At 69.4% G+C, this 12,962-nt stretch carries 1 protein-coding gene; it reads left to right on the top strand.

Annotated features, from left to right (window positions below; translation table 11 throughout):
- Window positions 1-8: 8 nt before the first annotated feature.
- A partial coding sequence (locus tag ABD481_RS12370) for an amino acid adenylation domain-containing protein (RefSeq protein WP_344665740.1) occupies window positions 9-12,962 on the top strand: 12,954 nt, incomplete at its 3' end.

Raw genomic sequence — 12,962 nt, forward strand, 5'->3', positions numbered from 1 at the left:
CTCCACACTTGTCGATCGCGGCGCGGGCCGCCGAGCGCCCGGGCGCCGTCGCCGTGGTGAGTGGCGGCGTCTCGATGACGTACGCGGAGCTGGACGCGGCGTCGAACCGGCTGGCGCACGAGCTCCGCGGCCGGGGCGTCGGCCCGGAGACCGTGGTGGCGCTGTGCCTGGGACGCGGTGTCGACCTGGTCGTGTCGGCGTTGGCGGTGTGGAAGGCCGGGGGCGCGTACCTACCGCTCGATCCGGCCTATCCGATGGACCGGCTCTCGTTCATGCTGGCTGATTCCGGCGCGTCTTCGGTGGTCGGGCAGCATGCCGTCGGCACGCCATGGCGGTCGCGGGATCAGGCTTCGGATTCCGATCTCCCCGTGCTGTGGCTGGACGATCCCGAGGTCGCGGCCCGGATCGCCGCCGGGCCGTCGGACGCTCCGCGAATACCGGTGGTCGCGGATCAGGCCGCCTACCTCATCTACACCTCGGGATCGACGGGACGCCCCAAGGGCGTGGTCGTTTCCCATCGTTCGCTGGCGCACGTGTTGTCCTCGGCCACGCGCCGTCCGGGACTGAGCGTCGACGACGTCGCAGTGGCCGTGACGACGTTCGGGTTCGACATCGCCGCTCTGGAACTGTTCGGACCGCTGACGGTCGGGGCCCGCGTGGTAGTCGCCGGATCTCCGAGGGAGTTGCCGGAGCTGCTGACTTCTGCGGGTGCCAGTTGGGTGCAGGCGACGCCGTCCACGTATCGGATGCTCGTGAACGACGGCTGGTCCCCGACGCCGGGCCTGCGCGTCCTGTGCGGCGGCGAGGCGATGCCCGCGGACCTTGCCGACAGCCTGCTGATGTCCGGTGCCGAGCTGTGGAACATGTACGGGCCGACCGAGACGACCATCTGGTCTTCGTGTGCTGAGATGGTCGCCGGCGATCGGGTGTCGCTGGGGCAGTCCATCGGCGATGCCCGCATCTATGTCCTGGACGCACGTCTGAACCCGGTGCCGGTCGGTGTGGCGGGTGAGCTGTACATCGGCGGGCCGACTCTGGCCCGCGGGTATCGCCGTCGTGCGCCGCTGACCGCCGAGCGGTTCCTCCCCGACCCTTTCGCGTCCGACGGCTCCCGGATGTATCGCACCGGCGACCTGGTCCGCCGGGACCCCGACGACCGGCTGGAGTTCCTGGGCCGCGCCGACGACCAGGTGAAGATCCGCGGCTTCCGGATCGAGCCGGGCGAGATCGAAGCGGTGCTGACCGCCCGTCCGGACATCGCGGCGGCGGTGGTGGCCGCCTTCGGACGGGACGACGCCCAACGGCTGGTCGCCTATCTGGTGCCGGCCGAGGGGGAGTCTCTTCCGTCGATCGACGAGCTGCGGGGGTTCGCCGGCCGACGGTTGCCGGAGTACATGGTTCCGGCAACGTTCGTGGAACTGGCGACTCTTCCGTTGACGCCGAACGGGAAAGTGGATCGCAACAGCCTGCCGGCCCCGGAGGGCGTCCGGCCCGAGCTGGCCGAAGCCTTCACGGCGCCTTCCACCCCCACCGAGGAGCACCTGACCGGCATCTGGGCCGAGGTTCTGGGCCTGGACGGGATCGGCGTCGGGGACGACTTCTTCGAGCTCGGCGGCCACTCGTTGTCGGCGACGCGGGTGGTCTCGCGGATCCGGGCCGTGTTCGGTGCCGAAGTGCGGCTGGCCTCGGTCTTCAACAGTCCGACAGTGGCCAGTCTGGCCGCCGTCGTCGACGCCGACCTGGCGGCGCGCGCCGACGACGCCGGCTCGGGCCCTGCGGCGCCGCCGATCGTGCCGGTGGCGCGCGACGGCGCGGTGTCGTCGCCGGTGTTGGCCTCGGTGCCGCTGCCGCTGTCGTTCGCCCAGCAGCGCCTGTGGTTCCTGGACCAGCTGGAACCCGGATCGGTCGAGTACAACGTGCCGATGCGCCTGCGACTGACCGGGGCGTTGGACGTCGAGGCGTTGCGAGCGGCGTTGGACGCGGTGGTGTCGCGGCACGAGGTGCTGCGGACGCGCCTGGTCCCCGGGCCGGACGGCGTCGCCTATCAGGTCATTGACCCACCCGCCGGGCTCGCACTGGCGGAATCGGATGTCAGCGGCGCGGCCGATCCGCTCTCGGCGGCGGGCGGTGTGATCGCGGCAGATCTGGCGACGCCGTTCGACCTGGCCGCCGGGCCGCTGATCCGTGGCACGCTGCTGCGGCTCGGCGCGCAGGAGCATGTGCTGAGCCTGTGCATGCACCATGTCGTCTCGGACGAATGGTCGGCCGGGATCCTGCGTCGTGAGCTGACAGTGCTCTACGAAGCGTTCCGCGCCGGAGCGCCTTCGCCGTTGGCGCCCCTGGCCGTGCAGTATGCGGACTTCGCACTGTGGCAGCGGGACCGGCTGACCGGATCGGTGCTCGCGGATCAGCTCGCGTACTGGCGGGACCGGCTGGCCGGGGCGCCGGTGCTGGAGCTGCCGACCGACCGGCCCCGCCCGGCGGTCCGCTCGGCGGACGGCGGCCTGGTGGAGTTCCGGATCCGCGCGCAGACCGCCGAGCGCCTGCGTGAGCTGTCCCGCGAGCACGGCGTCACGATGTTCATGACCCTGTTCGCGGCCTGGACCGCGCTGCTGTCGCGTTATTCCGGCCAGGACGACGTCGTGGTCGGCACGCCGGTCGCGAACCGGAACCGGGCCGAGATCGAGGACCTGATCGGGTTCTTCGTCAACACCTTCGCGTTACGGACCGACCTCGCCGGCGATCCCACCTTCGCCGAACTGCTGGTGCGGGTCCGGCGGGCCGGCCTGGAGGCCTACGACCACCAGGACCTGCCGTTCGAGCGCCTGGTGGAGGCCCTGGGCGTGGACCGCGACCGGTCCCGGACACCGCTGTTCCAGGTCATGTTCAACTACGACGTGGCCGAGCCGGACGAGGCGGTGTCGGGCGAGGCGGTGCCGGGCGGCGTCGTCCGGGCCAAGTTCGACCTGCGGCTGATGTTCACCGACGACGGCGGCGCCTTGGCGGCGGCGTTGGAGTTCGCTGCCGCGTTGTTCGACCGGTCGACGGTGGAACGGATGGCCGGGCATCTGACGTCGCTGCTGGACGCGGTGGCCGGCGAAGCGGGGCTGCGGATCTCGGAGCTGCCGGTTCTGACCGTGGACGAGCGCCGGGTGTTGAGCGGATGGAACGAGACCGCCGTGCCGGTTCCTGGCGTGGCCGGGGTGCATGAGCTGGTCGCCGTGCAGGCGGTCGAGCGTCCGGACGCGGTGGCGGTCGAGTTCGGTGACGCGTCGTTGACGTATGGGGAGTTGGAGGCGGCGTCGAACCGGTTGGCGCGGCATCTTCGGGCGTCGGGTGTCGGTGCGGAGACGGTGGTGGGTCTGTGTCAGCACCCTGGTGCCGATCTGATGGTGTCGATTTTGGCGGTGTGGAAGGCCGGGGGTGCGTATCTGCCGCTGGATCCGAGTTATCCGGTGGATCGGTTGGCGTTTCTGCTGGCTGATGGTGGTGTGTCGGTGGTGTTGGGGAGTGCCGATGCGGTCGGTGATCTGCCTGCGGGTCGTATTCCGATCATCGTGCTGGATGACCTGATGACTCGGATGCTGATCGAGGCACAGGACTCCGTGGCGCTTGATGCGCCGGTGCTGCCGGATCAGGTCGCGTACGTGATCTATACCTCCGGCTCGACCGGTCGGCCGAAGGGTGTGCAGGTCACGCATCGCGGCTTGGTCGACTACATCTCCGGCGTCGCCGATCGGGTTGGTATTGGCGGTGTAGGGCGTAGCTACGGACTGGTGCAGTCGGTGGTGACGGACTTCGCCAACACCATGGTCTTCACCTGTCTGGCCACCGGTGGCTGTCTACGGATTTCAGCCGATGTGCAGGGTGCTGATGTCGACTATCTAAAGATCGTTCCCTCGCATCTGGCGGCGCTCGCAGCCCAGGACAACCTCGCGGATCTACTGCCTACTCGAACCCTGATTCTCGGCGGCGAGGCGGCTTCGCCGGACCTGGTCCGTTCGCTTTTCAAATTGGGCGGGGACCGTCAGGTCGTCAACCACTACGGCCCGACCGAGGTAACTATCGGCGCCGCCGCCACGGTTCTCGACCTCGACACTGTCGGTTCGGGTCCGGTACCCATCGGCACTCCGCTGCCGAATACCCGTTTGTATGTGCTGGACCAGTCTTTGAGCCCGGTGCCCGTGGGTGTGCCGGGCGAGCTCTATATCGCGGGCAGCGGAGTGGCCCGTGGTTACCGCAATCGTTCAGCGTTGACGGCTGAGCGGTTCGTCGCTGATCCGTTCGCCGTCGACGGTTCGCGGATGTATCGGACCGGTGATCGGGCTCGGTGGCGTGCCGATGGTCTGGTCGAGTTCCTGGGCCGGGTCGACGACCAGGTGAAGGTGCGCGGCTTCCGGATCGAGCCGGGCGAGGTCGAGGCTGTGCTGGCCACCCATCCCGGCGTGTCGTCCGCTGTGATGGTCGCCGATGGTGATGGCAGTGATCGACGCCTGGTCGCGTACCTGGTCCCCGCCCTCCCGGGCGCCGGGCTTCCCGCTGTCAGTGAGCTGCGAGCCTTCACCGGCCGCCGGCTTCCGGACTTCATGATTCCTGCGGTGTTCGTCGAGATATCTGCGATCCCTCGCACCCCCAACGGCAAAGTCGATCGCAAAGCCCTGCCGGCCCCCGACGGCGTCCGCCCCGACCTGGCCGCCGGGTTCGCAGAGGCCTCGACCCCCACTGAGGAACTCCTGGTCGGAATCTGGGCCGAGGTCCTCGGTCTGGATCGGGTCGGCGTGACCGACGACTTCTTCGACCTTGGCGGGCACTCCCTGCTCGCGACCCGCGTCGTGTCGCGCATCCGAGCCGTCTTCGACGTCGAGATCGCCCTCGCCGAGATCTTCGACCAGCCCACCGTCACCGGCCTCGCCGCCGCGATCGACGCCGCCGGGCCGACAGCCTCGTCGTCCGCGCCGTCGATCACCCCGGTCAGCCGCGACGGCTCGGTGCCCCTTCCCCTGTCCTTCGCCCAGCAGCGGCTGTGGTTCTTGAACCAGCTGGAACCCGGCTCGGCCGAGTACAACGTGCCCCGGCCTTTCCACCTGACCGGCGTCCTCGACGTCGCGGCGCTGCGAGCCGCGCTGGACGCGATCGTCGAGCGCCACGCTGTGCTCCGGACGCGGTTGGTGGCTGGTGCCGACGGCGTGGCGTATCAGATCGTCGATCCGCCGACCGGTTTCGCGCTGCGGGAACGGGACGTCAGCGCCGCCGCGGACCCGGCAGCCGAGGCCGACGACCTGGTGGCCGCCGACGCGGTGGCGCCCTTCGACCTGGCGGCCGGGCCGTTGATCCGCGGCACCCTGATCCGGCTCGGACCGGACGACCACGTGCTGAGCCTGTGCATGCACCACGTCGTCTCCGACGAGTGGTCCGCGGTGATCCTGCGCCGCGAGCTCGCAGCCCTCTACGACGCGTTCCGCGACGGAGACCCGTCCCCGCTGGCACCGCTGCCTGTGCAGTACGCCGACTTCGCGGTCTGGCAGCGGGACCGGCTGACCGGCCCGGTCCTCGACGGGCAGCTTGCCTACTGGCGGGAGCGGCTCGCCGGCGCCCCGCTCCTGGAGCTGCCGACCGACCGGCCGCGCCCGGCGGTCCGTTCCTCGGCCGCCGGAACGGTCGGCTTCGAGGTGTCCGACGAGGTAGCCGCCGGCTTGCGGACGGTGTCCCGGCAGTGCGGCACGACGATGTTCATGACGTTGTTCGCCGCCTACACCGCGCTGCTGTCCCGCTACACCGGCCAGGACGACATCGTCATCGGGACTCCGATCGCGAACCGGAACCGCGCCGAGACCGAGGATCTCATCGGTTTCTTCGTCAACACCCTGGCATTGCGGACCGACCTGGCCGACGACCCGGCCTTCACCGACCTCCTGGCGCGCGTGCGCGCCGGATCCCTGGCCGCCTACGCTCACCAGGATCTGCCGTTCGAACAGCTGGTCGACGCACTCCAGCCCGAACGCGACCGGTCCCGGACCCCGCTGTTCCAGGTGCTGTTCAACTACGCCCGGCCCCGCGGCGAGGACCATCTCGCCGGGGTGCGGGTGACCGATCGCGTCGTCGAGGCGGTGGCCACCGGCTTCGACCTGACGCTGACCCTGATGGACTCCGACGACGGCGGTCTGCTCGGGGCGGTGGAGTTCAGCGCCGCGCTGTTCGACCGGTCGACGATCGAGCGGCTGGTGCGCCATCTGCTCGGGCTGCTGGCCTGCGCGGCGGCCGACCCCGGGCTCCGCGTGTCCGAGCTGGCGCTGCTCGACGAGCCGGAGCGTCACAGGATCCTGACCGAGTGGAACGCCGCCACCGCTGACGCCGCCACCGCCGCAGCCGATGCCGACGCCGCCGTTCACGAGCTGATCGCCGCGCGCGCCGTCGAGCGGCCGACGGCGGTGGCGGTGGTGTGCGGGGACGACTCACTGACCTACGGCGAGCTCGACACCAGGGCGAACCAGCTGGCACGGACGCTGCGCGCGTCCGGCGTGCGAGCCGACGACGTGGTCGGGCTGTGCCTGGAACGCGGCGTGTCGATGATCGTGGCGGTGCTGGCGGTGTGGAAGGCGGGCGGCGCGTATCTGCCCCTTGATCCGACCTATCCGGCCGATCGGCTGGCTTTCATGCTGACCGATTCCGGCGCGTCCCTGATGGTGGCGCAGGGCACGGCTGCCAGGTCATGGCTCGCGGCGACCGATGGCGGCCTCCCGATTGTGTGGCTGGACGCTCCCGGGACTGCCCTTGAACACCCAGCGCACCCAGAACACCCGGAACATCCAGAACATCCAGAACTTTCCGAGCACCCAGAACTTCCCGAGCACCTAGAACTTCCAGAGTTCTCAGAGCTCTCAGAGCTCTCAGAGCACCCGGATTACCCAGAGCTCTCAGAGCACTCGGCGCGCCCAGAACTCCCGGCGCGGTTCGAAACCGGCGAGCCGATCGGTTCCCGGTCGCCGGCCCGGCCGGTCCTGCCCGATCAGGCCGCCTACGTCATCTACACCTCGGGCTCGACCGGCCGCCCAAAGGGCGTGGTGGTGCCGCACCGCGGTCTGGTGAGCCTGGCGGCGGCCCAGCGTGCCGCCTTCGCCGTCGACGGCGACGCCGCGGTGTTGCAGTTCGCCTCGTTCGCCTTCGACGCCGCGCTGTCCGAACTCTGCGTGGCGCTGACGGCCGGCGCGCGCCTGGTCATGGCGACCGAGGAGGAGCGCTCCGATCCCGAGCGATTGAGTGCCCTGATCAAGCGGCGTGAGGTGAGCGTCGCCGCCGTGCTGCCGTCGGTCGTGGCCGCCCTGGATCCCGACGACGTCACCGGTCTGACGACAGTGGTGACCGGGGGCGAGCCGCTGAGCGCGGACCTGGTCCGGACCTGGGCCCCCGGCCGCCGGATCCTCAACGTCTACGGGCCGACCGAGGCGACGGTCTGCTCGTCGCTGGCGCTGTGCGAGCCCGACGCCGACCGCCCCCCGCCGGTCGGCCGGCCGTTCGGCGGCACCCGGATGTATGTGCTGGACCGGCACCTGAACCCGGTGCCGGACGGAGTGGCGGGCGAGTTGTCCATTGCCGGGGCCGGGCTGGCCCGGGGCTACCGGGGCCGGGCGGGGCTGACCGCGGAGCGGTTCGTCGCGGATCCGTTCGGTTCCGACGGCTCGCGCCTGTATCGCACCGGTGACCTGGTCCGGCGTCGCGCCGACGGGCAGCTCGAATTCCTGGGCCGGGTCGACGAGCAGGTGAAGGTCCGCGGCTTCCGGATCGAGGCGGGCGAGGTCGAAGCCGTGTTGGCGGCGCATCCCGGGGTCGGCGCGGCGGTGGTGGCCGCGTTCGGCCGGGACGGCGGCAAGCGGTTGGTCGCGTACCTGGTGCCCGCCGACCCGGAGGCGGGCCCGCCGTCGATCGGCGAGCTGCGGGCCTTCGCCGGGCAGCGGTTGCCCGAGTACATGGTGCCGGCGGTGTTCGTCGAGCTGTCCGAGATCCCGCGCACCCCGAACGGCAAAGTCGATCGCAACGCTCTGCCGACTCCGGAGGGAATCCGCCCGGACTCGGCAGCCGTCTTCACCGCTCCGTCCACTCCCGCCGAGGAGCTCCTTGCCGGGATCTGGGCCGAGGTCCTGGGCCTGGACCGGGTCGGCGTGACCGACGACTTCTTCGACCTCGGCGGCCACTCACTGCTCGCCACGCGTGTGGTCTCGCGGATCCGTGCGGTCTTCGACGTCGAGATCCCACTCGCCGCCTTGTTCGACGAACCGACCGTGTCCGGTCTGGCCGGTGTCGTCGACGCGGCGTCCCGACTCGGCTTCGCCGCGCCGCCGCCGATCACGCCGGTGGATCGTGCTGGGCGACCGGTGCCGTTGTCGTTCGCGCAGCAGCGGTTGTGGTTCCTGGACCGGTTGGAACCCGGATCGCTGGACTACAACCTGCCGATGCCGATCCGGCTGACTGGCGCGCTGAACGTCGCCGCGCTGCGCGCCGCGCTCGACGCGCTGGTGGTTCGTCACGAGGTGTTGCGTACACGGCTGGTCGCCGACGCCGACGGGGTGGTGAATCAGCTCGTTGATCCGGCGATCGGGTTCGACCTGCCGTTGTTGGACCTGTCTGCCGAAGCCGACCCGCTGGTCGCCGCCGATGACTCGGTGGCCGCGGATGCTGTGACGCCTTTCGATCTGGCCACCGGGCCGCTGATCCGCGGCACCTTGATGCATCTCGGACCGGACGACCACGTGCTGAGCCTGTGCCTGCATCACGTGGTCGCGGACGAGTGGTCGGTGGGGATCCTGCGGCGCGAGCTCGCCGATCACTATGAAGCGTTCCGCGAAGGCCAGCCGTCGCCGTTGGCGCCATTGACCGTGCAATACGCGGACTTCGCGATGTGGCAGCGGGAGTGGCTGTCCGGGTCGGTGCTCGACCGGCAGCTCGGATATTGGCGCGAGCGGCTGGCCGGGGCGCCGGTGCTGGAGCTGCCGAGCGACCGGCCGCGTCCGGCGGTCCGGTCCTCGGCCGGCGCGGTGGTGGAGTTCCAGGTCCCGGCGTCGACGGCTGAGGGGCTGCACCGGGTGGCGCGCGATTCCGGCGCGACGATGTTCATGACGCTGTTCGCGGGGTTCACGGTCCTGCTGTCCCGCTATGCGGGTCAGGACGACATCATGGTCGGCACCCCGGTCGCGAACCGGAACCGGGCCGAGACCGAGGACTTGATCGGCTTCTTCGTCAACACCCTGGTACTGCGCGCGGATCTTCACGGCGACCCGACGTTCGCCGAGCTGCTGGCCCGGGTCCGCGCCGTGTCGCTCGGCGCGTACGACCATCAGGACCTGCCGTTCGAACAGCTGGTGGAGGCGTTGCAGCCGGAGCGGGACCGGTCGCGGTCGGCGCTGTTCCAGGTGATGTTCGACTACGGCGCCGACCGTGCCGCCGATCTGGGCCTGGGCGGCCTGGAAGTCACGGCGTTCGGCACGGAGTCGGAGGTGTCGAAGTTCGATCTCACGGTCGGCCTGGCCGAATCGGGTGATGGCGGTCTGAGCGGTTCGGTGAAGTACAGCACTGCGTTGTTCGACGCGTCGCGGATGGAGCGTTTGGCCGGGCATCTGCTGATGCTGTTGGAGGCGGTGGCCGGTGACGCGGAGCTGCGCCTGTCGGAGCTGCCGGTGCTCACCGCTGACGAACACCGCTCACTGACACGGTGGAACGCTACTGATGAGCACCTTCCTAGTGTCGGTGGTGTTCATGACGTGATCGCGGGTCAGGCTCTGCGTTGCTCGGATCAGGTCGCGGTGGAGTGCGGCGGCGACGTTGTGACCTATGCGGAGTTGGATCTGCGCGCGAATCGGTTGGCGTGGCATCTTCGCGGGTTGGGTGTGGGTGCTGAGTCGGTGGTGGGATTGTGTGTGGGTCGGGGTGTGGATCTAGTTGTGGCGTGTTTGGCGGTGTGGAAGGCCGGTGGGGCATTTCTTCCGCTGGATGCTGATTATCCGGTGGATCGGTTGTCGTTCATGCTGGCCGACTCTGGTCTGTCGTTGCTGGTCGGGCACCGGTCGATCGTGCCGGACAGTGTGGCGGAGCAGGTTTCTGCGACGGTGTGGCTTGATGATCCGGAGGTTGTGGCGCGGATCGCGGCGGAGCCGTCGGCTGCTTTGTCGGCCATTACTTCGCCGGATCAGGCTGCTTATGTGATCTACACCTCGGGGTCGACAGGTCGGCCCAAGGGTGTGGTGGTGTCGCAGGGCTCGTTGGTGAATCTGCTGGGTTCGATGGCTGCTCGTCCGGGTTTGTCGTCGGGTGATGTGGCTGTGGCGGTGACGACGTTCGGGTTCGATATCGCGGGTCTGGAGTTGTTTGGGCCGCTGACCGTGGGAGCACGGTTGGTGGTGGCCGAGTCGCCGCAAGTGGTGCCTTCGCTGCTTGCGGCAACGGGTGCCGGTTGGGTGCAGGGGACGCCGTCGACGTGGCGGATGCTGCTGGATGATGGTTGGGTTCCATCGCCGGGCCTGCGTGTGTTGTGTGGCGGTGAGGCGCTGCCGTCGAACTTGGCTGATGATCTGGTCGGCGCCGGTGTCCAGTTGTGGAACATGTACGGCCCGACCGAGACCACGATCTGGTCCTCCTGCGCCGAGGTCAGGTCCGGTGATCTCGTTTCGCTCGGTCATCCCATTGCCAACACGCGCCTGCATGTCCTGGACCGCCACCTGAACCCGGTGCCGGTCGGCGTGGTCGGGGAGCTGTACATCGCTGGCTCTGGCCTGGCTCGTGGCTACCTCAACCGACCCGGTTTGACCGCGGAACGCTTCGTCCCGGATCCGTCCGCCGACGATGGTTCGCGGATGTATCGCACGGGGGATCTGGTGAGCCGGCGCGCCGACGGCGAACTGGAGTTCCTGGGCCGGGTCGATGAGCAGGTGAAGGTCCGCGGCTTCCGGATCGAGCCCGGCGAGATCGAGGCGGCACTGACCTCGCATCCCGGAGTATCGGCCGCGCTGGTGGTCGCTCATGGCGGCGCCGACGATCGGCGGCTGGTGGCGTTTCTGGTCCCGGCCGATGCGGGCGTGGGCATTCCGGCTGTCAGTGAACTGCGAGATTTTGCAGGACAGCGGCTGCCCGAGTACATGATCCCGGCGGTGTTCGTCGAGCTGTCGGAGATCCCGCGCACGCCGAACGGCAAAGTGGATCGCAAGGCGCTGCCGAACGTCGACGGCATCCGGCTGGAGCCGTCCGACGCCTTCACCCCTGCGTCCACTCCCACCGAGGAGCTCCTCGCCGGGATCTGGGCCGGGGTTCTGGGTCTGGACCGGGTCGGCGTCACTGATGACTTCTTCGATCTCGGCGGTCACTCGCTCCTCGCGACCCGCGTCGTATCGCGCATCCGCGCCGTCCTGGACGTCGAGATCCCACTCGCCGCACTGTTCGATCAGCCGACGGTGGCCGGCCTGGCAGCCGTCGTCGACCAGTCCGGGTCGCTGTCGGCTGCGTCGCCGATCACGCCGTCGGATCGCGACGGTCGGCTGCTGCCGCTGTCGTTCGCCCAGCAGCGGTTGTGGTTCCTGGACCGGCTGGAGCCCGGGTCGTTGGACTACAACGTGCCGATGCCGATCCGGTTGATCGGCGCGCTGGACGTCGCGGCGCTGCACGCGGCACTGGACGAGCTGGTGGCTCGTCACGAGGTGTTGCGCACTCGCCTGGTTGCTGACGCGGACGGGGCCGCACATCAGCTCATCGAACCGGCGACGGGTTTCGCCCTCCGCGAAACGGACGTCACTCAGGCAGCGGACCCGCTGGCCGCAGCCGAGCGTGTCGTCGCAGAAGACGTGACCAGGTCCTTCGATCTCGCCGCCGGCCCGCTGATTTGCGGAACCCTGATCCGCCTCGCCCCGGACGACCACATTCTGAGCCTGTGCTCGCACCATGTCATCTTGGACGAGTGGTCGGCGGGGATCCTGCGGCGTGAGCTGACCGCGCTGTACAACGCGTTCCACGACGGCCGACCGTCGCCGCTCCCGCCGCTCCCGGTGCAGTATGCGGACTTCGCGGCGTGGCAGCGGGACCAGCTGACCGGTTCGGTGCTGGACGCGCAGCTCGGCTACTGGCGGGACCGCCTGGCCGGCGCGCCGCTGCTCGAACTGCCGACCGACCGTCCTCGTCCCACGGTCCGGACCTCGGCGGGCGGCGTGGTCGTCTACGAGGTGCCGGACGAGGTCGCCGAGCGGCTGCGGGAGGTGTCGCGGCAGTCCGGGGCGACGATGTTCATGACGCTGTTCGCGGCGTTCACGGTCCTGCTGTCCCGCTATACCGGTCAGGACGACATCGTCGTCGGCACCCCGATCGCGAACCGGAATCAGGCCGAGACCGAGGATCTGATCGGCTTCTTCGTCAACACCCTGGTTCTCCGCGCCGACCTGAGCGGCGACCCGGCCTTCGTCGATCTGGTCGGCCGCGTGCGGGGCGTGGCGTTGGGCGCCTACGCCCACCAGGATCTGCCGTTCGAACAGCTGGTGGACGTGCTCCAGCCGGAGCGTGACCGGTCCCGGACCCCGCTGTTCCAGGTCATGTTCAACTACGACCGGAACATCGCCCCCGACGCGCCCGGGCTCAGCGGCCTGGAGGTCGCCGCCGTCGGCGGAGTCGAGCAGGACCGGACGTTGTTCGATCTGACGCTCGGCGTCGCCGACTCGGACGACGGTCTGCGAGGGCTGTTCGAGTTCAGTGTTGATTTGTTTGATCGGTCGACGGTTGAGCGGATAGCGAAGTTGTGGGTGGAGTTGTTGGCGGCGGTTGCTGCCGGCCCTGACTTGACGTTGTCGGGTTTGCCGGCGGTTGGTGCTGGTGAGTTGGCGTTGGTGCGGGGTTGGAATGAGACGGCGGTGGGGTTGCCTGGGGTGGGTGGTGTGCATGAGTTGATTGCCGCGTATGTGGTGGAGCGTCCGGATGCGGTGGCGGTGGTGTGCGAT

Origin of the sequence: Catenulispora yoronensis, assembly GCF_039531695.1 — a bacterium.
GTDB classification, from domain to species: Bacteria; Actinomycetota; Actinomycetes; order Streptomycetales; family Catenulisporaceae; genus Catenulispora; species Catenulispora yoronensis.